The organism is Caulobacter sp. GW456-12-1-14-TSB4, assembly GCF_059424195.1.
Genome location: NZ_JBWKZF010000028.1, coordinates 1 through 22,950, shown reverse-complemented (window position 1 = coordinate 22,950; position 22,950 = coordinate 1). Strand labels below are relative to the sequence as shown.

The window sequence follows — 22,950 nt, the reverse complement described above, 5'->3', positions numbered from 1 at the left end:
GGTGACCTCGGGGGCGGACAAGACGGAGGACACCCTTCCAAAGGGGGGTCTTCCGACCCTTGTCCGCCTCTGCCTGTTCTACGCCGCGATCTATCTGAGCTCGGGCGTCAGCCTGCCCTATATCGGCACCTATCTGCGCTCGCGCGGCATGAGCGGTGGTGAGATCGGGCTGATCCTGGCCGTACCGCTGCTGCTGAAACCCTTCACCGGCGCCTCGCTGGCGGTATGGGCCGACGGCTTCACCCTGCGGCGCACGCCGATGGTGCTGCTGCTGGTCGGCGCGGGGCTGGGCTATGCCGGTCTGCTGGCGGCGCCGAACCTGTGGTGGTTCATCCTGGCCTGGTTCATCGGCCAGACCCTGTTGTCGACCGTCTCGCCACTGATCGACGTCATCACCCTGCGCCGGGCGCGGCTGGAGAACTTCAACTACGGCATCCCGCGCGGTACGGGCTCGTCGGCCTTCATCGTCGCCAACCTGGCCATGGGCGCGATCCTGACCTTCGCCGCGCCGACGATCATCGCCCTCTGGATCGCCGCGGCGTGCTTCATCGGCGCCACCGCCGCCGCGCTGCTGGTGCCGCCCGAGCGGGTCCATGCCGAGGGGGCCAAGCCCGACCGGTCCGAGCGCTGGAAGGGCCTGTCCGAGCTGCTGCGCAATCGCACCTTCGTGCTGGCGGTGGTGACGGCCGGCCTGATCCAGGGGGCGCACGCCTTCTACTACGGCTTCTCGGCCATCCTCTGGCGCAAGCAGGGGATCAGCGAGCCGATGATCGGCATCCTGTGGGGCGTCGGCGTCGCGGCCGAGGTCGGCTTCATGTGGTTCCTGGAGCCGCTGCGTCGCCGCTGGGGACCGGAGCGGTTCCTGATCCTGGGCGCGAGCGCGGCGGTGATCCGCTGGAGCCTCTACGCGTTCGAGCCGCCGCTGTGGGCGCTGTTCCCGCTACAGCTGCTGCACGCCATGACCTTCGCGGCCTCGTTCCTGGCCTCGCTGCGTCTGATCGAGAAGCTGGCCCCGCCGGCGGCCGCATCGCCGGCCCAGGCGATCAATTCGGCGCTGTCGTCAGGCTTCACCCTGGGCATCGCGACCTTGGCGTCTGGTCCTCTGTTCGACGCACTGGGCGCGAAGGGTTATCTCGCCACAGCCTTCATGGCCCTGCTGGGGCTGGGCGGCGCGATATTGCTATCGCGCCGCTCGCGACATCAGATCGTGTAGTCGATCTCCTGGCCTTCCAGCCAGGCGACGATCCGTTCGGCCGCTTCCACGGGATCGATCGAGGTCGTGTCGATCCGCAGCTCCGGCGCTTCCGGAGCCTCGTACGGGCTGTCGACGCCGGTGAAGTTCTTCAGCTGGCCCGAGCGAGCCTTCTTGTAGAGGCCCTTCACGTCGCGGGCCTCGGCCACGGCCAAGGGCGTATCGACGAAGACCTCGATGAACTCGCCTTGATCCAGCAGGTCGCGCGCCAACTGGCGCTCGGCCCGGAACGGCGAGATGAAGGCGGTCAGCACGATCAGGCCGGCGTCGACCATCAGCTTGGCGACTTCGGCCACCCGGCGGATGTTCTCGACGCGGTCCTCTTCGGTGAAGCCGAGGTCCTTGTTGAGCCCGTGGCGGACATTGTCGCCATCCAGCAGATAGGTGTGGCGGCCCAAGGCGTGCAGGCGCTTTTCGACCAGGTTGGCGATGGTCGACTTGCCCGCGCCCGAGAGGCCCGTCAGCCAGACGACCTGGCCACGCTGGCTCTTCAGCGCCGAGCGCGAGGCCTTGGTGACGTCGGTGTGCTGCCAGTGGATGTTGTCGGCTCGCCGCAGGGCGAAGTTGATCATGCCCGCGCCGACGGTGCGGTTGGACAGGCGATCGACCAGGATGAAGCCGCCCATCTGGCGGTTGTCGGCATAGGCCTCGAACGGGATCGCCTGGTCCAGCGACAGGTTCACCAGACCGATCTCGTTCAGCTCCAGCCGCTTGGCGGCCGTCTTCTCCAGCGTGTTGACGTTCACCCGGTGCTTGATGTCGGTGACGCTGGCGCTGACCGTCCGCGCGCCCAGCTTCAAGAGGTAGGTGCGGCCCGGCGGCAAGGGCTCGTCGTCCATCCAGACGACGGTGGCCTCGAACTGGTTGGCGACAGGCGCGGGTGCATCAGCGGTTGCGATGACGTCGCCGCGCGAGATGTCGATCTCGTCTTCCAGGGTCAGGGTCACCGACTGGCCGGCGACGGCCTGGTCGAGATCGCCCGGCAGGGTGACGATGCGGGCCACGCGGCTCTCGCGGCCCGAGGGCAGGGCGCGGATGCGATCGCCCGGCTTGATCGAGCCCGAGGCGATCAGGCCCGAAAAGCCCCGGAAGTCGAGGTTCGGGCGATTGACCCACTGCACCGGCATGCGAAACGGCTTGGATTGCAGGTCGTCCTCGACCTCCACGCCTTCCAGCCAGTCCATCAGGATCGGGCCCTTGAACCAGGGCGTATGCTCGCTGGCCGAGGCGATATTGTCGCCGCCCAGGCCCGAGATCGGGATGGGCGTGAAGACCGTCAGGCCGATCTGCTCGGCGAAGGCGCGGTAGTCGGCGACGATCTGGTCGAACACAGCCGGGTTCCAGCCGACCAGGTCCATCTTGTTCACCGCCAGCACCACGTGGCGGATGCCCAGCAGCGAAACGAGGTAGCTGTGGCGGCGCGTCTGGGTCAGCACGCCCTTGCGCGCGTCGATCAGGATCACGGCCGCGTCGGCGGTCGAGGCGCCGGTGACCATGTTGCGGGTATACTGCTCGTGGCCGGGGGTGTCGGCGACGATGAACTTACGCTTCTCGGTCGAGAAGAAGCGGTAGGCGACGTCGATGGTGATGCCTTGCTCGCGCTCGGCGGCCAGGCCGTCGACCAGCAGGGCGAAGTCGATCGCCCCGCCTTGCGTGCCGACCTTCTTGCTGTCGGCTTCGAGGGCCGCCAGCTGGTCCTCGAAGATCATCTTGCTGTCGTACAGCAGGCGGCCGATCAGGGTGGACTTGCCGTCGTCGACGCTGCCGCAGGTGATGAAGCGCAGCAGCGACTTGTGCTGGTGCTGGTGCAGGTAGGCGTCGATATCCTCGGCGATCAGGGCGGACTGGTGCGCCATCAGAAATAGCCCTCCTGCTTCTTCTTCTCCATCGAGGCGGACTGGTCGTGGTCGATGACCCGGCCCTGGCGCTCCGACGTCGTGGTCAGCAGCATCTCCTGGATGACCTGGGGGAGGGTGGAGGCGGTGCTCTCGACCGCGCCCGTCAGCGGGTAGCAGCCCAGGGTGCGGAAGCGGACGCTCTTCATCTGAGGCTGTTCGCCCGGATGCAGGCGGAAGCGGTCGTCGTCGACCATGATCAGCGCGCCATCGCGCTCGACCACCGGCCGCTCGGCCGCGAAGTACAGCGGCACGATCGGGATGTTCTCCAGGTGGATGTACTGCCAGACGTCCAGCTCGGTCCAATTGGAGATCGGGAACACCCGCAGGCTTTCGCCCGGGTGCTTGCGGGTATTGTAGAGATTCCACAGTTCCGGCCGCTGGTTCTTCGGATCCCAGCGGTGCTCGGCGGTGCGGAACGAGAAGACCCGTTCCTTGGCCCGGCTCTTCTCCTCGTCGCGGCGGGCGCCGCCGAAGGCCGCGTCGAAGCCGTACTTGCTGAGCGCCTGCTTGAGGCCCTCGGTCTTCCAGAGATCGGTGTGCAGGGCGCTGCCGTGGTCAAACGGATTGACGCCGCGCGCCTCGGCGTCCGGGTTCTTGTGGACGATCAGGTCGAAGCCCAGCTCGGACGCCACCTTGTCGCGCAGGGCGTACATGTCCCGGAACTTCCAGGTCGTGTCGACGTGCAGCAGCGGGAAGGGCGGCTTGCTGGGATAGAAGGCCTTGGCGGCCAGGTGCAGCATCACCGCGCTGTCCTTGCCGATAGAGTACAGCATGACCGGGCGTTCGCACTCGGCCGCCACCTCGCGCAGGATGTGGATGCTCTCGGCCTCCAGGCGTTGGAGGTGCGTAAGACGGGCCGGCGAAATCTGCGTCGTCATCGGGTCCGGCGGGTACGCGGCGGGTGCGAATTGGGTAAGGGCCAAGGCGAGGGTCCGCAAAGGAAAAATGTCCGGGCCCGTCCCGTGGAGAGGCGCGCCGCGTCATGTTGCGAACTAGGCCCGGGCAGGGCGAGGGACAACCGCCGGAATTCTGGGGGCGCTGTCAGGGGACGTGGCGCCCGAGGCCGCAAGCCACGGCTTTCATGACCAAAAGTTCACTCGCCTTGGCTTCGGAACGCTCGCATAACGCCGCTATCAGTCCAGGGACGGGCTATGGGCTTTCTGACGGAAATGCTGGCAGTGGCGGTCGTCTGGCTGTCGTCGTTCGCGCTCTGCCAATTTGGCGTGAGCGTGGAGCATGGCGTCTGCCCGCACGCCAAGAGCGCCGCGGCCCGGACCGTCGCCCGCTCGCCGCGCGGCGCTCCGATCGCGGTCAATGCGCCCTCGAAGATCACTCAACCGGCCGCGCGCGACGCCTGAACAGGCCCGCAAGGCGTCGCAACCCTTGCAAACGCAAGCAAAGTTGCTTTGCGCCAAGGCTTTTCGCCGTTAGGTTCATGTGACACGCGAACGAGGGGTTCGGCGCGCGAAGGTTGTCTCTGCGCTCCCCCTCGCCGACGCCTTGGGACCCTGGCTGTGTATGAAGCCTAAGAAGCGCCAACCGCTCGATTTTTCCGCCACGCCGACGGTCACCCCGCCCGAGGAAGCCAAGACCACGCCCGAACTCCCTCCAGAGCTTCCGCCGGCGACGTCGTTTTCCGAGCCCGACGCGGACATCCCGACCGCCGAACCCCTGAGCCTGCAAGACACGCTGAACGACGACCTGGCCGTTCCGCCGCCCATGACCGTGCGCTCGCGCCGTCGTCGCGAACCCGATCCCATTCCGGCCGAGAGCTTCTCCGAGCCCGAGCTGAAGCTGGCCACCTCGCTGACCGCCAGCGCGCCGGCGCAGGCTCCGGTCGTCGAGCCCGAACGCGCCGCGCCGGCCAAGGCCGAAAGCCGCGAGCCGACCCTGGACCTGCGCGGCCCAGAAACCACCGTGCCGCTGCGCAGCGAGGACGTTCCGCGCCGCATGTCGGGCGTGCTGTTCTGGACCCTGGCTTCAGCCCTTGCCGTGCTTTGGGCCTTGGCGCCGATCGCCTTCGCGCTGGGTTACGCCCGTGGCGTACCGGCCTTCAAGGTCGAGGGCTTCGCGCTCACCGTGTTTGCTGGCCTGGCCATTGGTCCGGCCTTGCTCACCCTGCTGGGCGCCTATCTGCTGCGCCAGGCCACCGGTATCGCCGACGAGCTGCGCCGCACCCGCACCCTGACCGACCGTATCGTGACGCCCGCAGCCTTGGCCGCCGTCGGCGCGTCCAGCGCGGCGGACTCCTTGCGCCAAGGCGTTGAAGACGCCGCCAACGCCGCCCAGCGGGCTCGCGAGCATATCGTTTCGCTGCGCCAGGCCTTGGCCGAAGAGACCGCGCGCCTGGCCGAGGCCGCCGGCGAGTCGGCCAAGATGGCCAACCAACTGGCCCAGGGCCTGGGGCACGAGCGCACGGCGATGGAGACTCTCTCGCAGTCGCTGGACGCCCGCTCCACGGCGGTGGTCGACGCGATCGGCAGCCAGGCCCGAATGGTGGCCGAGGCCTCCGACCTGGCCGAGACCCAGCTGCGCGAGGCCGAGGCCGCCCTGGCCGCCCGCGCCGCCGACCTGGCCGCCGCCGCCGCCGAGGCTTCGGACGCCGCCCGTGTCGGGGCCGAGGACTTGTCGCGTCAGATCGCGCGTCTGGAAACCGCCGGCCACGGCGTCGGCGACCAGGTGTCGTCGGTCGAGAAGAGCCTGGCCGCCCAGCGCGCCGCCCTGGTCGAGATCAGCCAGGCCCTGCGTTCGGACCAGGAGGACTTCGCCTCCGAGGCCGAGACCCGCACCGCCCAACTCACCGAGTTCGTCGCCTATACCCGCGTCGGCGCCACCGAGCTGTCGGACACCGCCGCCATGGGCGCGGAAATCCTGCGCGGCCTGATCAGCGCCGCCGCCGACCAGTTCCGCGAGCTGGCCGAGAGCCAGACCGCGCAGCGCGAAGCCCTGGCCGACAACGCCAAGAAGACGCTCGAGACCATCGGCGACGTCGCCGAGAACCAGCGCACCCTGCTGGAGGACGAGTTGAAGGCGGCCATGGAGGCCATGGCCAAGGCGGCGCTGGAGGCCAGCGACGGCGTCGACGCTCGCGTCCAGGCCGCCCGCAGCCGCGTCGACCAGCTGAACGAGATCGCCTTCGCCGCCGGCCAGAAGGCCGACGCGGTGTTCGAGTCCCGTATGGAAGAGGCCCGCGACATCATCGAGCACTCGGCCCAGATGGTCGAGCAGGCCGGGGCGCGCACCTCGCAGAAGCTGGCCGACTCGGTCGCTTCGGCTCGCGGCACGCTGGATGAGCTGGAAGGCATGCTGGCCGAGATCGGCAAGCGCACCGCCGACCTGCCGGCCGAGGCCCTGCAGAAGGCCGCCGAGGTCCGGGTGTCGATCGAGCAGGGCGTCGAGCAACTGATGAACGCCGTCCGTCGCACCGCCGAGGAGACGGCCGCGATCGACCAGGCCTTCCAGGAACGCGTCCGTCGCAACTACGAGATGCTGAGCGAGGCGGCCGGGGCCGTCACCGCGTCCACCGCCTCGACCGTGGCCGCCCGCGCGGCGCCGACCCAGGCGCCGCCGACCCGTCCGCGTCCGACCGCGCCGCCGCCGGCCGAACCGCTGCCGATGGTCGAGTTCGCCGACGAGGACGACGAGCCGCCGACCGACCGCCGCCGCCTGCGCCTGACGCCGACGGCGACCGACCAGGAGTTCCGCTCGGTGTTCGAGCAGGCCTCGGCCCGCAAGCAGGCCCCGCAACCGCCCGCCGGCGAGCCGGACGGCGAGGGCGGCTGGAGCTGGCGCAACCTGCTGGCCGGCATCGAGAACAGCACGCCGGGCGACAGCGGCCTGGGCGAGAAGCTGGCCGCCGAGATCACGGCCATGGGCATCGACCCGCACGCCCTGTTGCCGCGCGGCCGGATCGACGAGATCGCCGCCGCGCTGCAGACCCATGACGACGTCGGGGCCCGCGAGGTGGTCAAGCGCCTGGCGCCCGCCGCCATCCGCCGACTGGTCCGCCGCCTGTTCTCCGACTCGACGCTGAAGGCCAATGCCGAGCGCTTCCTCAAGCGCTATGCCGGCATGATCGAGGAGGCCGCGGGCCAGGACCGCGAGGGCTTCCTGCTGGCCGCCCTGCTGTCGTCGGACGCCGGCCGGGCCTATCTGCTGCTCGACGCGGCCAGCGGCGATCTCGGTTGAGCCTCTAGGTGAAGCGCCTCTTCGACTTCACGGCGGCGGCGATCGGCCTGATCGTGCTGGCCCTGCCGCTCGCCGTGCTGTGGGCGGCGGTGCGCCTGACCTCGCCGGGCCCGGGGCTCTACTGGTCGCAGCGGGTGGGCAAGGGCTCGGCGCTGTTTCCCATGCCCAAGTTCCGGACCATGCGGATCGACACGCCCGAGGTCGCCACGCATCTGCTGGAGGATCCCGACCGCTGGCTGACGCCGGTCGGGCCGCTGATGCGCAAGCTCAGCCTCGACGAACTGCCGCAGCTGTGGAGCGTGCTGGTCGGGCATATGAGCCTGGTCGGGCCGCGCCCGGCGCTGTTCAACCAGGCCGACCTGATCGCCGCCCGCCAGGCCGCCGGCGTCGACGTGCTGCGGCCCGGCGTTACCGGCTGGGCGCAGATCAATGGCCGCGACGAGTTGGCCATCCCGGACAAGGTGGCTCTGGACGCCGAGTACCTGGCTCGCCGCTCGTTTCTGTTCGACCTGGAGATCGTGGTCAGCACCGTGGTCCCGGTGCTGACCGCCAAAGGCGTGACCCGTTAGCCCAGGTCCGTGTAGGCCTTCTCGATCGCTTCCACGAACGTCGGGTTGCTCGTCAGCGCCGCCGGGAACACCGTGTCTAGCGCCAGGAAGGCGGCGACGTCGGTCTTGGCGTCGCCGGTGACGCCCACGCCGATCTCGGTCAGCTTGTCGGCCAGCGGGTCGGTGATCGCCTCGCCGGTCTTGGCGCGCAGGGCGATGAAGCGCATCCAGGCCGCCAGCGGGATCGCCAGGCGCTCGATCGAGCGGCCGGCCTCCAGGGTTTCGGTCAGGGTGCCGAGGATGCGGAAGGGCAGCTTGGCCGAACCGTCCCAGGCGATCTGCGCCAGGTAGTGGCGGATTTCCGGATTGCGGAAGCGGGCCAGGATGGCCTCGGCGTATTCGGCCAGGTCGAGACCCCGCGGAGCGGTGAGCGTCGGGATGATGTCCTTGGCCATCAGGTCGCGGGCCAGGGCTTCCAGCACCGGATCGCTGACCGCCTCGAACACCGTCTCGTGGCCGCGCAGGATGCCGGCATAGGCGAGCGTCGAGTGGACGCCGTTCAGCAGGCGCAGCTTGGCGCGCTCGAAGCCGCGCACGTCGTCGGTCAGGATGACGCCGACGCTGGCCAGGTCCGGACCATCCGCCGGCAGGACGTCCTCGACGACCCATTGCGTGAAAGCCTCGCGCTGGATCGGCCAGGCGTCTTCCAGGCCCGTGGCGGCCTGGACGCGGGCCCGCAGGGCGTCGTCGGTGGCCGGGGTGATGCTGTCGACCATGGTGCGCGGGAAGCTGCCATTGGCGTCGATCCAGGCGGCCAAGTCGGCGTCGATCTTGCCGGCGAAGGCGACGACGGCGGCCTTCAGGCGCCAGCCGTTGTCGGCGAGGTTGTCACAGGCGACCACGGCGTAGGGGGCAAGGCCGGCGACGAAGCGGCGGCGCAGGCCCTCGACGATGTAGCCGACGGCGCTCTTGGGCTCGCGCGGATTGGCCAGGTCGTGGACGACGTCGGGATGCTTCTCGTCGAGGCCGCCCTCGGCCGACAGGGTGTAGCCCTTCTCGGTCACGGTCAGGGTGACGATGCGGGTGGTCGGGGCGGCCAGACGGGCGAAGACCGACGGCGGATCTTCCGGCGCGACCAGCACTTCGCGGATCGAACCGACGATGCGGAAGGTGGTCTCGGCGTCCAGCTGGGCCAGGGTGTAGAGGCCGTCCTGCGGCTCCAGGGCGTCGCGGACGCCGGGGCTCTTCAGCGAGACGGCGCAGACGCCCCAACGCGGGTCGGTCGCCAGCAGCTGGTCGAAATAGAAGGCCTGGTGGGCGCGGTGGAAGGCGCCGGGGCCGAAGTGGACGACGCCGATCTCGACCTTGTCGCGGTCATAGGCGGGCAGGGCGACGCCCGGGATCGCGCCCGGATAGCTGGTCGCGCTCAGACGCAGGGCGGGGGAGGTCGCGGAAGAAGCCGTCACGGAAGCAAGCCTAGGGTTTGAGAGCGAACGAAGCGGAGCTTAGATGCAGTAGTCTGACAACTGAGGTCAATTGGCATGACCACTAAAGGGTCACGCCCGATTTCCAGATGGCGATCTCGCGTTCGCCATTGAGTTCGGACTTGGTCTCCTTGCCCGAGGCGGTATCGACCACGAGGTCCATCAGGCGGTCGGCGGCGTCGTCCATCGAGACGCCCTCCAGCACCTGGCCGGCGTCGAAGTCGATCCAGCCGGGCTTGCGCTGGGCCAGGCCCGAATTGGAGGCGATCTTCAGGGTCGGGGCGGGGAAGCCCAGCGGCGTGCCGCGGCCGGTAGTGAACAGGATCACCGTCGCGCCGGCGGCGGTCAGGGCCGTGGACGAGACCGCGTCATTGCCGGGCGCTTCCAGGAAGGTCAGGCCGTGCGGACCGACCCGCTCGCCGTAGCGCAGCACCTCGACCAGCTGGGCCCGGCCGCCCTTCTGCACCGCGCCCAGGGACTTCTCCTCCAGCGTGGTGATGCCGCCGGCGATGTTGCCGGGCGAGGGGTTCTCGTAGATGGGTTGGTTGTTGTCGATGAAGTAGCGCTTGAAGTCGTCGATCACCGCCACGGCCTGATCGAAGATCTCGCGGCTGGCGGCGCGCTGCAGCAGCACGTTCTCGGCCCCGAACACTTCCGGGATTTCGGTCAGCACCGGCGTGCCGCCGGCGTCGGCGACCTTGTCGGCGATGCGGCCGACCAAGGGGTTGGCCGTGACGCCCGAGAAGCCGTCCGAGCCGCCGCACTTGAGGCCCACGACCAGTTCCGAGACCGGGATCGGCTCGCGCTTGTCCTGCTCGGCGATCTCGATCAGAGCCTCGACGGCGGCTAGGCCGTCTTCCATCTCGTCCTCGACCATCTGGGTCGTGAAGCTCTTCAGGCGGTCGCGGTCGATGTCTGGCGCGCTCTCCAGCAGCGCCTTCAGCTGGTTGTTCTCGCAGCCCAGGCCCAGGATCAGCACGCCGCCGGCGTTGGGGTGGGCGGCCAGGCCCGCGATCAGGCTGCGGGTGTGGGTCAGGTCATCGCCCAGCTGCGAGCAGCCGAACGGGTGGGGGAAGGCGTAGACGCCATCGACCCGGCCAGCGAAGCGCTGGTTGGCCTTCTCGGCGATGCGGCGGGCGGTGTTGGCCACGCAGCCGACGGTGCACAGCACCCAGATCTCGTTGCGGGTGCCGGCCCGGCCGTTCTTGCGGCGATAGCCGTCGAAGGTTCGCGCGGCGGGCTCGGCGTGCGGCTCCGGCGCGGTCGGGGCGAAGCTGTAGCCCTCCACGCCTTCCAGCCGGGTCTCGACATTGTGGACGTGGACGTGGTCGCCGACGGCGATGTCGGCCGTGGCCCGGCCGATCGGCCAGCCGTACTTCAGCACGTCGCTGCCAGCGCTGGCATCGCGAATGGCGATCTTGTGGCCCTTGGGGATGTCGGCGCGGGCGGTGATCGCCTGGCCGTGCAAGTCCAGGACCTCGCCCGCCGCGATGTCGCGCAGAGCGGTGGCGACGTGGTCGCGCGGGTCCACGGGGTGGATCGATTCGCGGGGCGCCAGGGTCGTTTCAGTCATAGCTCTTCCTCGCCGCCGGATTTCTTATCGCGATTTGGGCGTCTAGTGGCATGGTAACCGGTGTCAGTCATCCCACAAGTTGACGTTTCGTCCTAGAATGGCGGCCTGTGCACGGCTAGAGTATGACAAAACAGAACGCTTAAAGCTGCTTGGAAACGCCGTGAACTCTTCGAAGACGCCTTCCACGATCCCGGAAGCCTCAAATGAAGAGGGGGAGATTGGCGTCGAGGGCGGCCGCAAGCGGGCCACGATCAACGACATCGCTCGGCTGGCCGGGGTGTCGAAGAAGACCGTCTCACGCGTCATCAACCAGTCTCCCTTCGTCCGGGACGAGACGCGCGAGCGTATCGAGGCGGTGATTGCAGAATGGGGTTACGCGCCCGATCCGCAAGCCCGGGGCCTGGCGTTCCGCCGCTCGTTCCTGATCGGCATGATCTACGACAACCCCAATCCGCAGTACGTCGTGAACATGCAGCTGGGCCTGCTGGACGGCATGCGCGGTTCGGGTTTCGAGCTGGTCGTCCACCCCTGCAACCGCGCCAGCCCGACCTTCCTCCAGGACATCCGCTCCTTCGTCGAGCGCCAGAAGCTGTTCGGCGTGGTGCTGCCGCCGTCGGTGTCGGAAGACGAGCGGGTCGCCAAGCTGCTGAACGAGATCGGCTGCGAATACATCCGCATTGCTTCGGTCGAGCTGGACAAGCCCGAGCACATGATCGTCGGTCACGACCGGCTGGGCGGGGAGGTGATGGGTCAGCATCTGGTCGACCTGGGCCACACCCTTATCGGCTTCATCAGCGGCCTGCCCAACTTCCGCTCCTCGCACGAACGCCGGGGCGGGCTGGAGGACGCGCTCCAGAAGGCCGGCGTCGATCTGAAGCCCGACTATATCGTCCAGGGCGCCTATACCTTCGAGTCCGGCCTGGCCTGCGGCGAGGCCCTGTTGGCCATGACCCCGCGCCCCACCGCCATCTTCTGCGGCAATGACGAAATGGCCGCCGGCGCCCTGCAGGCCGCGCGCCGGGCGGGGCTGAAGGTCCCCGAGGACCTGACCGTCGTCGGCTTCGACGACTTCCAGATCGCCCAGGCCGTCTGGCCGCCGCTGACCACGATCCACATCCCGACGCGGGAAGTGGGCCGCATGGCCGCCGAGAAGCTGATCGGCAAGGAAAGCCGCGAAGCGCGTGATCCGGCCAGCACGATCCCGTATCTTGTCCTGCGGGAGTCCTCGGCCGCGCCGCCGAAGTCCTGAAGACAACACGTCGCCACGACCGCCTGCTTTCTTGCAACGCGTCGTGACACCGGTTACCAAGCGCGTCACGACAGCCCGTCGCGAGGCTGTGTCGACGTTGGGAAGAGGAAGCGAAACATGGCCAGGCCGCTGAATTTCCACGAAGATCGTCTGTTCCCGTCCGATGCGACGACGCGCTCGTACGCGCGCGGCCTGTACGGGCTGGTCAAGGACCTGCCGATCATCAGCCCGCACGGTCACACCGATCCGTCGTGGTTCGCGACCAACACGCCGTTCCAGGACGCCACCGACCTGCTGCTGGCCCCCGACCACTATGTCTATCGGATGCTGTACAGCCAGGGCGTCAGCCTGGACGCCCTGAAGGTGCGTTCGAAGGCCGGTGTGCCCGACACCGACCCGCGCGAAGCCTGGCGCGTGTTCGCCAACCACTTCTATCTCTTCCGCGGCACGCCCTCGTGGATCTGGCTGAACCACGTGTTCAGCAAGGTGTTCGGCTTCACCGACTTCCTCGACGCCTCGAACGCCGACGACTATTTCGACCGCATCAACGAGGCCCTGGCGACCGAGGCCTTCCGTCCGCGCGCGCTGTTCGACCGCTTCAACATCGAGACCATCGCCACCACCGAAGGTCCGCACGAAACCCTGAAGCACCACGCCGCCATCCGTGAGAGCGGGTGGGGCGGCCACGTCATCACCGCCTATCGTCCGGACGCGGTCATCGACTTCGAGGACGAGCGCAGCCCGCGCGCCTTCGAACGCTTCGCCGAGGTGTCGGGCAAGGACGTCTACAGCTGGAAGAGCTACCTGGAAGCGCACCGTCTGCGCCGCCAGGCCTTCATCGAAGCCGGCGCGACCTCGTCGGATCACGGCCACCCGACGGCGGCCACGGCCGACCTCTCGGACGTCGAGGCCGAGGCCCTGTTCGCCGACCTGGTGAAGGGCAACGTGACGCCTGCGAAGGCCGAGCTGTTCCGCGCCCAGATGCTGACCGAGATGGCCAAGATGAGCCTGGACGACGGGCTGGTCATGCAGATCCACCCGGGCTCGCACCGCAACCACAATGTCGGCCTTTTGCAGTCGCACGGTCGCGACAAGGGCGCCGACATCCCGATGCGCACCGAATATGTCGATGCGCTGAAGCCGCTGCTGACCCGCCTGGGCAACGATCCGCGCCTGTCGGTGATCCTGTTCACCCTGGACGAGACCGTCTACAGCCGCGAACTGGCCCCGCTGGCCGGCCACTATCCGGTGCTGAAGCTGGGCCCGTCCTGGTGGTTCCACGACAGCCCGGAAGGCATGATGCGCTTCCGCGAGCAGGTCACGGAAACCGCCGGCTTCTACAACACCGTCGGCTTCAACGACGACACCCGCGCCTTCCTGTCGATCCCGGCCCGTCACGATGTGGCGCGCCGCGTCGACTCCTCGTTCCTGGCCCGCATGGTCGCCGAGCACCGGATGGACCTGGTCGAGGCCGAGGAGCTGATCGTCGATCTGACGTACAACCTGCCTAAGAAGGCCTACAAGTTGGACCAGCGTCCGGACTGGGCTCGCCCGACCACGCTGCGCGCCGCCGCCGAATAGAACACCCTTTCCGGAGACTTCCCGATGTTCGCCAAGACCTACCACGCCACCCATCCGGACATGATGTTCGCGGCCGGCAACGAAGACCTGCGTGACCGTTACCTGATGCAGGGCCTGTTCCAGGATGGCCAGATCGTCCTGACCTACAACCACGCCGAACGCTTCGTCGTCGGCGGTGTCGTGGCCACCACGGCCGTCAAGCTGCCCGACCAGACCGAGCCCGCCTCGGCCGCCGGCCACCCGTTCCTGGAGCGCCGCGAGCTGGGCGTGATCAATGTCGGTGAGACCACCGGCAAGATCACCGTCGACGGCGTGGAATACGAGATCGTTCCGCGTGACGGCCTGTACGTCACCATGGGCGCCAAGGACGTCTCCTTCGAAGGCGTGAACGGCGAAGCCGCGCGCTTCTATCTGGTCAGCCTGCCGGCCCACGTCGCGTTCGAAACCAAGAAGCTGGCCTTCGCCGACGCCGTCGCCCTGGAGCGCGGCGCGCTGGAAACCAGCAACGAGCGCACGATCTACCAGTACATCGTCCCGACGACCTGCAAGTCGGCTCAGCTGCTGCTGGGCATGACCGTCCTGAAGACGGGCAGCGTCTGGAACACCATGCCGCCCCACCTGCACGACCGTCGTTCGGAAGCTTATTTCTACTTCGGCCTGGGCGATAACGACCGCGTGTTCCACTACATGGGCGAGCCGGACGAAATGCGTCACATCGTGATCGCCAACGAGGAAGCCGTGATGAGCCCGCCGTGGTCGATCCACATGGGTTCGGGCACCGCCAACTACACCTTCATCTGGGCGATGGGCGGCGAGAACCTCGACTATACCGACATGAACGTGCTGGACATCTGCCAGCTGAAGTAGGGGCTTTTGCCCATACGCTTCCGTGTCATCCCGGCCGAAGCGTAGCGTAGAGCCGGGACCGCCCCAGTGCGTGGCGGTCCCGGCTTTCGCCGGGATGACAGCATTCAGAGACAGGAACTCGTCATGGCCAATCCGTTCAGCCTCGAAGGCAAGGTCGCGCTCGTCACCGGCGCCAACACCGGCATTGGCCAGGGCATCGCCATCGCGCTCGCCCAAGCCGGCGCCGACATCGCCGCCGCGGGCCGCAGCGAGCCGACGGAAACCCAAGCCGCCGTCGAGGCCCTGGGCCGCAAGTTCCTGTCGATCAAGGCCGACTTCGGCTCGACCGAGCCCGTCCAGCGCGTGGTCGACGAGACCGTCGCCGCGTTCGGCCAGGTCGACATCCTGGTCAACAACGCCGGCATCATCCGTCGCGCCGACTCGATCGAGTTCTCGGAAGCCGACTGGGACGCGGTGATGGACACCAACCTGAAGGTCGTCTTCTTCCTGACCCAGGCCTTCGCCAAGCAGGCCCTGAAGCAGGGCGGCGGCAAGGTGATCAACATCGCTTCCTTGCTGTCGTTCCAGGGCGGCATCCGCGTGCCGTCGTACACGGCCGCCAAGTCGGGCCTGGCCGGTCTCACCAAGATCCTGGCCAACGAGTGGGCGACCAAGGGCATCAACGTCAACGCCATCGCCCCGGGCTATTTCGACACCAACAACACCGAGGCCCTGCGCGCCGACGCCGACCGCAACGCCTCGATCCTGGCCCGCATCCCGGCCGGCCGCTGGGGCCGTCCCGAGGACATCGGCGGCGCCGCCGTGTTCCTGGCCTCGTCGGCCGCCGACTACGTCCAGGGCATTACTTTGCCCGTGGATGGCGGCTGGCTGGCCCGCTAGTGAAATAAATCCACGCAAAAATGCGATGGTAGCGCAACCATCGTGCCGGGCGGGTTTTCCCGCCCGGTGAAGCGCGCTAGACGGCGCCGCAGCATTGGCGGCCGGGATCGATCCTGCGTCGCCGACGCTTTCTCGTGATCCAATCCGTTGCGGAACGGCTCCGGCCGATCCTGGAGTTCGCGCATGCGCAATCCGGCCCTGTCGATCGACGTCGACCGTCCCACCAGCCGTCACGTCCGCCAGAACGCCAATCTGCTGAGCGATCTCCTCATCGAGGCGATCACCTATCTGGAAGGCGAGGAGGCCGCCGCCTTGGTGGCCAAGGCCCGCAAGGCCGCCTCCCGCGAGGACGAGGAGACGGGCGACGCGCCGGTCCTCGACCACCTGTTCGCCGACCTCTCCAACGACCAGGCGGTGTTCCTGGCCCGCGCCTTCGCCAGCCACTCGCTGCTGGCCAATATCGGCGAGGACGTCGCCGGCCGTCGCCGCCACGCCGAGGCCGCCGCCCAGCCGGGCGACGAGCGCCCGCGCACCCTGGTCGACGCCGTCAACGTCCTGCGCGCCAAGGGCAAGTCCGAGCAGGAACTGGCCAAGATCTTCGCGGCCATGAACGTGGTGCCGGTGCTGACCGCCCACCCGACGGAAGTCCGTCGTCGGAGCATGGTCGATCGCGAGACCGAGATCTCGCGCCTGATGGCCCTGCGCCGCCACCACCTGCCGCCGGACCTGGACGCCGAGATCCGCGAGGGCCTGTTCCGCGAGATCGCCCTGATGTGGCGCACGCGTCTGTACCGTCCCGAGCGGATCACAGTGAAGGACGAGATCCGCAACGCCCTGTCGATCGTCCGCACCTCGATCCTGCCGGCGATCATCGAGCTGTATGGCGACTGGACGGCCAAGATCGGCTCGCACGGCCATATGGCCCCGCTGCTGAAGATGGGTTCGTGGCTGGGCGGCGACCGCGATGGCCACCCCGGCGTCAATGGCGAGACCCTGAAGCTGGCCTTCGCTTCGCAGTCGCGCGTCATCCTCGACTGGTACGCCGCCGAGGTCCGCAAGCTGTGGTCCAACCTGGCCGTCTCGACCGCTTACACCCCGGTGTCGGAGGAGCTGCTGGCCCTGGCCGCCCAGACCCGCGACCCGTCCGTCCACCGCCTGGACGAGCCGTACCGCCTGGCCCTGGAGCTGGTGTTCGACCGCCTGACCGCCGTCTCGCAGAAGCTGACCGGCCAGCCGGTGTCCTTCGCCAACGGCGTGACCGACGTCGAGCCCTACGGCCATCCGGACGCGTTCGTCTCGGATCTGACGATCATTATCGACAGCCTGGAGCGCAACGGCGGCGAGCGCCTGGTCGGCACGTCCCTGCGCACCCTGGTCGAGGTGGCCAAGGCCTGCGGCTTCCACCTGATGAGCCTGGATTTGCGCCAGAACGCCGACGTCCACGAACGGACCGTCGACGAGCTGTTCCAGCGCGCCGGCTCGGGCGTCTCGTACCTGAAGCTGGATGAAGAGGCCCGCTGCAAGGTCCTGATCGAGGAGCTGTCGCACCAGCGGCCCCTGGTCTCGCCGTTCACCGCCTATAGCGAGGAGACGACCAAGGAGCTGGCCACCATGGAGGCGGCCGCCCAGGCGGTGCGCGACTACGGCCACGGCTGCATCGGCGCCTACATCATTTCGAAGGCGGCGACCCTGTCGGACATCCTCGAGCCGCTCGTCCTGCTCAAGCAGGTCGGCATGGTCTGGGGCGGGGCCGCGCCGCGCGCCTCGGTCAAGGTCGCGCCGCTGTTCGAGACCATTGGCGACCTGGAAAACGGCCCGGCCGTCCTGCGCCAGTGGTTGGAACTGCCGCTGGCCCGCACCATTCTGGGCGACCGGCCGGTGCAGGAGATCATGCTCGGCTACTCCGACAGCAACAAGGACGGCGGCTATGTCGCCTCCCGTCGGGGCGTGGCGCGGGGCGCTTCGGCGCTGGCCTATGAAGCAGACCGCATGGGCGTCGGCCTGCAGCTGTTCCACGGCCGGGGCGGCAGCGTCGGTCGCGGTGGCGGCCCCGCCGCCGAGGCCGTGCTGGCCCAGCCGGCCGGCACCGTCCAGGGCCGCATCCGCATGACCGAGCAGGGCGAGATGATCGCCCGCCGCTTTGGCGACCAGCCCACCGCCCGCCGCAATCTCGACGGCCTGGCCGCCGCCGTGCTGATGTCGTCCGAACGTCCGCTGCATCAGCCCGACCCCAAGGTCGAGGCCGCCATGACCGCCTTGGCCGAGGCCTCGTTCCACGGCTTCCGCGCCCTGGTGTACGACGATCCGGCGTTCGAGGACTTCTTCTGGTCGGTCACCCCGATCAGCGAGATTGTCGGCCTCAACATCGGCAGCCGTCCGGCGTCGCGGACCGCCAGCCGCAAGATCGAGGACCTGCGGGCCATCCCGTGGGTGTTCAGCTGGTCGCAGGCCCGCTTCATGCTGCCGGGCTGGTACGGCTTCGCCTCGGGCGTCGAGCGGGCCAACCTGTCGGTCGAGCAGCTGCGCGACCTGGCCGGCAATTTCGACTTCTTCGCCTCGCTGCTGTCGAACATGGAGCTGGCCCTGGCCCAGAGCCACATGGGCATCGCCGCCCGGTACGTGGCCCTGTCGCCGGACAAGGCCGACGCCGAGCGCATCTTCGAGGCGATCAAGCGCGAACACGACGCGGCCTCGCGCATCGCCCTGGAGATCCGAGGCGGTTCGACCCTGCTGGACAACCAGCCGGACCTGGCCGAATCCGTGTCCCTGGCCAGCCGTTCGGTCGATCCGCTGAACCACCTGCAACTCGAACTGCTGTCGCGCCGCCGGAAAGGGGAGGCCGACGAGGAACTGCGCCTGGCCATCCAGCTGACCGTGGCCGGCATCGCGGCGGGCCTGCGCAACACGGGGTGAGCCCGGTTTCCTCCTCAATCCGTCTCCCCGGCGAAAGCCGGGGCCCAGATCGAACCCCGGGCGTTTGATCGGCTGACAGGACGTGTCTCGGATCACCCCAAACCGTTCCGGATGAATCTGGGCCCCGGCTTTCGCCGGGGAAACGGGTGAGGGCGGTTTGGGATATCCAAACCCGATGAATTTCAAAGTGTTGCGCTTGCGGAAATCCGGGTTCAACGCCGCTTGCGCTCTCCGGCGGTTTCTGGTTATCTCCGCATGACACCGGTGGCGAAGTGGCTTGGCCACTTTTCCGGTTTACCGTGACACCGGTGTCATAACGTTTCGGTTCGGCGTCGTGGCCGGTCCGTCTCGTTTGCGGCTCTTTGAGCTCGCTCCTGCGCAAACTTCCGGGGCGTCGGGTCATACCGGCGCCCTCACTTTTGCGTCTGGAGAGGGGCGAGGGGAGCCGACGGAAAAGGTTCGGGGACGGAAACGACGACCACTGACTTTGACGCGCGGACCCAGGGTCCGAAACACGTGTTTCAAAGCGACGTTGCGGCAAGCCCGATGTGGCGCGAGGACGCAACGCGGTCTAAGGGATCGCCCTGAGCCAATTCCGGCGAAATCTTGCACGCGCGGCGGTCCGTGAGGCCCGTCGCGCAAGATCGATCCTTCGGGAAGGAGTCTATGATGGTAAAAGACCGTATGGCGGTGCTGACCGCCCTGATGGACCAGGGTGTCATCCCGGTTTTCTATCACCCGGACGTCGAGGTCTGTAAGGCCGTGATCCAGGCCTGCGCCGACGGCGGCGCGCCCTGCATCGAGTTCACCAACCGCGGCGACTTCGCCAGCCACGTCTTCTACGAAGTGACCCGTTACTTCCACGAGGCCGATCCGCGCGTGATCATGGGCGTGGGCTCGATCGTCGACGCCCCGACCGCCGGCATCTACATCGCCAACGGCGCCAAGTTCGTCGTCGGCCCGATCCTGAACGCCGACGTGGCCAAGGTCTGCAACCGTCGCAAGATCCCGTATTCGCCGGGCTGCGGTTCGGCCTCGGAAATCTCGTACGCCGAAGAGCTGGGCTGCGAGATCGTCAAGGTGTTCCCGGGTTCGTCGGTCGGCGGTCCCGATTTCGTCAAGGCGGTGCTGGGCCCGATGCCCTGGACCCGCATCATGCCGACGGGCGGCGTCGATCCGGACGAAGCCTCGGTCAAGAAGTGGTTCGGCGCGGGCATCGTCGCCGCCGGCATGGGCTCCAAGCTGATCACGCAAGAGCTGCTGGACGCCAAGGATTACGCGGGCATCACCAAGAAGGTCCGTGAAACTGTCGACCTCATCAAAAAGGTTCGTGGGAAGGCCTAAAGACCAATGACCGATCAGATCCTCAACATCCGCCCGGCTTCGGAAACGAAGTGGGATTGCGCTTCCTTCGGTGAAGTGATGCTGCGCTTCGACCCGGGCTTCGGCCGGGTGCGCAACGCCCGTCAATTCCAGGTCTGGGAAGGCGGCGGCGAATACAACGTCGCCCGCGCTTTCAAGAAGTGCTGGGGCAAGCGCTCGACGGCCGTGACCGCCCTGCCGGTCAACGACCTGGGCTGGCTGGTCGAGGACCTGATGATGCAGGGTGGCGTCGACACCTCGCATGTCATCTGGCGCGACTTCGACGGCCTGGGCCGCAACACCCGCGTCGGCCTGAACTTCACCGAAAAGGGCTTCGGCGTTCGTCCGGCCCTGGGCTGCTCGGACCGTGGTCACTCGGCCGCCTCGCAGATCCGCCCCGGTGAAGTGAACTGGGAAAAGCTGTTCGGCGAAGAAGGCGTGCGCTGGTTCCACACCGGCGGCATCTTCGCGGCCCTGGCTTCGAACACGGCCGAAGCCGTGATCGAAGCCGTGGAAGTCGCCCGCAAGTACGGCACCGTCATCTCCTACGACCTGAACTACCGCGCCTCGCTGTGGAAGTCGCAGGGCGGCAAGGAAGGCGCTCAGAAGGTCAACCGTCACATCGCCCAGTACGTCGACGTGATGATCGGCAACGAAGAAGACTTCACCGCCTGCCTGGGCTTTGAAGTCGAAGGCCTGGACGAGCACATCAGCTCGATCGACCCGGCCAACTTCAAGAAGATGATCCAGACGGCCGTGAAGGAGTTCCCGAACTTCAAGGTCGCCGCGACCACCCTGCGCAACGCCAAGACCGCCTCGGTCAACGACTGGTCGGCGATCCTGTACGCCGGCGGCGAGTTCTACGCCTCGATGATGCGTGAAAACCTCGAGATCTATGACCGCGTCGGCGGCGGCGACGGCTTCGCCTCGGGCCTGGCCTTCGGCTTCATGGAAGGCAAGGGTCCCCAGGCCGCCGTCGAGTACGGCGCGGCCCACGGCGCCCTGGCCATGACCACCCCGGGCGACACCTCGATGGTGCGCCAGGCGGAAGTCGAGGCCGTGATGAAGGGCAAGGGCGCGCGGGTCATCCGCTAAGCCTTCAGTCCTCGGACGATGATAAGCCCCCGGTCGCAAGGCCGGGGGCTTTTTCTTTGGCGATCATCCGAGCGTACTCCGTTGAGTTCCGGAACTTCCGCATCTTCTTCCAGACGTTCCGCCGCAACTGGGCCTTGCGGGCCGGCGGCCAGGCGAGGTCGGGCGGAATAGGGCTGTGACGGCGCGGCATGGGCTCTTCTCCAGACAGGTCGATGCGCTCCGACGCGGCGCGGCGGAGGGAACGGGGAGGGAGCGGGGCGCGCCGGACCTCGCCCGGAGCAGATGGAGAAATACCGTTTCGACGAAGCGCAGCGCCCCGCGCGATCGTTTTCCGGAAGCGTGACGCCCCGACGCTGTTCGCGCCTGAACGCCCTTGAAGCCTCCGGCGGGCAGGCCAGGCCGCGAAGCCCGGTCCCGGACAGGAGCCTTTCAGCTCCCCTGTCGCGCCGTCGGTCCACATCCCACGTCGTTTCTGTGTTCCAGGGCCGACCGCCGCCAGAAGGATGCAGTTGCGGGGTTTCCCCCGCGCCGACGAGCACGCCCGCTCGACCGCCCCTTAAAGCCACGAAGGTCGCTGGCCGCGCGCCCTCCCCAGTGCTTCGAGGTGGGTAGAGGATAGGGGCGGTCGGGAAGGCCGGGGATGGAGGACGGTGAACGCTCGTGCCTTGCACCTGAAACCCTCTCTCTTGGAGAGAGGGAGGGGCCCATGCGCAGCATGGGAGGGTGAGAGGTTACACCCTCCCAGAATAGTCCTGAAAAGACAGTGGGATGAGCGAAATGCCCAACCGGCTTCGCCTAACCTCTCACCCTCCCACGCCTAGCGGCGCGGGCCCCTCCCTCTCTCAAAGAGAGAGGGGTTCAATCCCCGTCCCCCGACGAGCTTAGCGCGTCGAGAACCCCAGCCCCGCCGGCGTCGCCGGGACGCCCGTCGTCGAGGCGAAGTTCTGGTGGTTGGCGTTGTTGAAGCCGATCCAGTAGTGGCGTCCGGCCTCCAGCTTGCACGTCACGGAGAAGCTGCGGCCGTCGGGAGACTGAACCGGCTGCTTCCAGTCGCAGGGCGGGAGGCTGGCGGCGTCGCGGTTGATGAAGGACCAGCCGGCCTGCATCGGCCGGTCGAAGGTGACCTTCAGGGTGATCGGGCCGGCCGGAACGACCGCGCCGGCGGCCGGCGAGGTTTCGACCACGCGCGGGGCCGATGCGGGTTGACCGTAAACGGCCAGGGCGGCGAAGGCGCCGACGGCGGCGGCGAGGGTGATCATCAGGGCGACTCCGATAACAGTGGGCCAGTGGCTGCCCTTGACGACGACCACGGCGCCCGGCGCTTCGGCCACCCCGATTTTCTCGTCCCAAGTTTCTTGTGGCCCCACCAGCCGCGCCAGCTCCCGGCTGCTGCCGACGCCGGTCTTGCGCCGCGCCTCGCGCAGCCGCTCGTTGACCGCGCCTTCGGTGAGGCCCAGCTGCGTGGCGGCGCTCTTGGCGGTGTGGCCTTGAGCCAGCAGGCGCAGGACCTGACGCTCGGCGTCGGTCAGGCGCGATAGATCAGGCATACGAGCAACCCCCGGTCGTGGCGCGGAGTCAGCATGCTTCGGCCAAGCCGCGCAACCGCCGCGCCTCAGCGTTTGCGGACCATGGCCTCGGGCGTGAAGACGCTGCCCTGCAGGGTGATCGAGCAGGGCGTGCGGCCCAGGCGCACCGCGCCCTGATAATCGTTCTTCCGGCGCCCCGGACCGAACGGGACCGAGCACTTCACTACCCGCGCATAGGGATGGTCGGGTGTCACCGCGCCGGGCTTCTCGTCGGTCGAGATTCCGCCGGTGGGGCCCACGGCGACGACCTCGTCGAAATAGGCGCGCTTGGCCGGATCCATCGGCGCGGCGTAGGCGGTCAGGCCGGGCGCGAGTCGGCCCAGCCGCTCGGCGCAGGCCTCGCGCTCCTGCCGGGTCAGCGTGGTCTGGTGCGCGCAGCCCGTGCTGGCGCGCAGGGCCGCGCGCACGGCGTCTGGGCCGGCTTGGTTAGGCGGTCCGGCCGGGGTCGCGCCCGATGTCGCGATGGCGGGCGGGG

The 22,950-nt window shown here is 68.1% G+C and carries 16 protein-coding genes and 1 pseudogene; 11 read left to right on the top strand and 6 right to left on the bottom strand.

Annotation, left to right across the window (positions count from 1 at the left end):
* Position 1 precedes the first annotated feature (1 nt).
* Entirely contained in the window at positions 2–1,213 is a 1,212-nt protein-coding gene (locus tag AC07YH_RS21065; RefSeq protein ID WP_494748906.1) for an MFS transporter, read from the top strand.
* Here AC07YH_RS21065 and cysN read toward each other — a convergent pair.
* Together cysN and cysD are read right to left on the bottom strand one after the other, a co-directional pair.
* Entirely contained in the window at positions 1,201–3,108 is a 1,908-nt protein-coding gene (gene cysN / locus AC07YH_RS21060; RefSeq protein WP_494748905.1) for a sulfate adenylyltransferase subunit CysN, read from the bottom strand. The genes AC07YH_RS21065 and cysN overlap by 13 nt on opposite strands.
* Positions 3,108–4,073 carry a sulfate adenylyltransferase subunit CysD gene (gene cysD, locus AC07YH_RS21055; RefSeq protein WP_494748904.1) on the bottom strand — a complete coding sequence of 322 codons (966 nt, stop codon included), beginning with the start codon at positions 4,071–4,073 and terminating at the stop codon, positions 3,108–3,110. Before cysD ends, cysN begins: the two co-directional genes overlap by 1 nt.
* A gap of 228 nt (positions 4,074–4,301) precedes the next feature.
* On the opposite strand from cysD, the gene AC07YH_RS21050 reads away from it, so the two are divergent.
* From AC07YH_RS21050 to AC07YH_RS21040, 3 genes are all read left to right on the top strand, one after another.
* Positions 4,302–4,508 carry a hypothetical protein gene (locus AC07YH_RS21050; protein ID WP_494748903.1) on the top strand — a complete coding sequence of 69 codons (207 nt, stop codon included), beginning with the start codon at positions 4,302–4,304 and terminating at the stop codon, positions 4,506–4,508.
* 160 nt (positions 4,509–4,668) lie between these two features.
* Positions 4,669–7,338 carry a coiled-coil domain-containing protein gene (locus AC07YH_RS21045; RefSeq protein ID WP_494748902.1) on the top strand — a complete coding sequence of 890 codons (2,670 nt, stop codon included), beginning with the start codon at positions 4,669–4,671 and terminating at the stop codon, positions 7,336–7,338.
* An 8-nt stretch (positions 7,339–7,346) separates the two neighbouring features.
* The gene (locus AC07YH_RS21040; protein WP_494748901.1) at positions 7,347–7,907 is read left to right on the top strand and encodes a sugar transferase; all 561 of its coding nucleotides are present in this window, start codon (positions 7,347–7,349) and stop codon (positions 7,905–7,907) included.
* Here AC07YH_RS21040 and AC07YH_RS21035 read toward each other — a convergent pair.
* Together AC07YH_RS21035 and AC07YH_RS21030 are read right to left on the bottom strand one after the other, a co-directional pair.
* Positions 7,904–9,352, bottom strand: coding sequence for a mannitol dehydrogenase family protein (locus AC07YH_RS21035; RefSeq protein WP_494748900.1), 1,449 nt, complete (start codon positions 9,350–9,352; stop codon positions 7,904–7,906). The two genes, AC07YH_RS21040 and AC07YH_RS21035, sit on opposite strands and share 4 nt — an antisense overlap.
* 82 nt (positions 9,353–9,434) lie before the next feature.
* Entirely contained in the window at positions 9,435–10,943 is a 1,509-nt protein-coding gene (locus AC07YH_RS21030; RefSeq protein ID WP_494748899.1) for a UxaA family hydrolase, read from the bottom strand.
* 160 nt (positions 10,944–11,103) lie between these two features.
* On the opposite strand from AC07YH_RS21030, the gene AC07YH_RS21025 reads away from it, so the two are divergent.
* From AC07YH_RS21025 to AC07YH_RS20995, 7 genes are all read left to right on the top strand, one after another.
* Positions 11,104–12,192, top strand: coding sequence for a LacI family DNA-binding transcriptional regulator (locus AC07YH_RS21025; protein ID WP_494748898.1), 1,089 nt, complete (start codon positions 11,104–11,106; stop codon positions 12,190–12,192).
* Positions 12,193–12,309: 117 nt separating this feature from the next.
* On the top strand, positions 12,310–13,773 hold the full coding sequence (gene uxaC, locus AC07YH_RS21020; protein WP_494748897.1) for a glucuronate isomerase: 1,464 nt from the start codon (positions 12,310–12,312) through the stop codon (positions 13,771–13,773).
* Between the two features lie 24 nt (positions 13,774–13,797).
* Positions 13,798–14,640 carry a 5-dehydro-4-deoxy-D-glucuronate isomerase gene (kduI, locus tag AC07YH_RS21015; RefSeq protein ID WP_494748896.1) on the top strand — a complete coding sequence of 281 codons (843 nt, stop codon included), beginning with the start codon at positions 13,798–13,800 and terminating at the stop codon, positions 14,638–14,640.
* Positions 14,641–14,763: 123 nt separating this feature from the next.
* Positions 14,764–15,519 (top strand): 2-dehydro-3-deoxy-D-gluconate 5-dehydrogenase KduD, encoded by a 756-nt coding sequence (gene kduD, locus AC07YH_RS21010; protein ID WP_494748895.1) that lies wholly within the window; start codon positions 14,764–14,766, stop codon positions 15,517–15,519.
* A 183-nt stretch (positions 15,520–15,702) separates the two neighbouring features.
* A complete protein-coding gene (ppc, locus tag AC07YH_RS21005; RefSeq protein ID WP_494748894.1) occupies positions 15,703–18,432 on the top strand; it encodes a phosphoenolpyruvate carboxylase in 2,730 nt (909 codons plus the stop codon).
* 669 nt (positions 18,433–19,101) lie between these two features.
* Entirely contained in the window at positions 19,102–19,776 is a 675-nt protein-coding gene (locus AC07YH_RS21000; RefSeq protein WP_099582329.1) for a bifunctional 4-hydroxy-2-oxoglutarate aldolase/2-dehydro-3-deoxy-phosphogluconate aldolase, read from the top strand.
* Between the two features lie 6 nt (positions 19,777–19,782).
* Positions 19,783–20,889 carry a PfkB family carbohydrate kinase gene (locus tag AC07YH_RS20995; RefSeq protein WP_494748893.1) on the top strand — a complete coding sequence of 369 codons (1,107 nt, stop codon included), beginning with the start codon at positions 19,783–19,785 and terminating at the stop codon, positions 20,887–20,889.
* Positions 20,890–21,770: 881 nt separating this feature from the next.
* Here the strand turns inward: AC07YH_RS20995 and AC07YH_RS20990 are convergent.
* Positions 21,771–22,436 carry a helix-turn-helix transcriptional regulator gene (locus AC07YH_RS20990; protein ID WP_494748892.1) on the bottom strand — a complete coding sequence of 222 codons (666 nt, stop codon included), beginning with the start codon at positions 22,434–22,436 and terminating at the stop codon, positions 21,771–21,773.
* Between the two features lie 65 nt (positions 22,437–22,501).
* Positions 22,502–22,950 (bottom strand): annotated as a pseudogene (locus AC07YH_RS20985) (hypothetical protein); the annotation flags it as partial.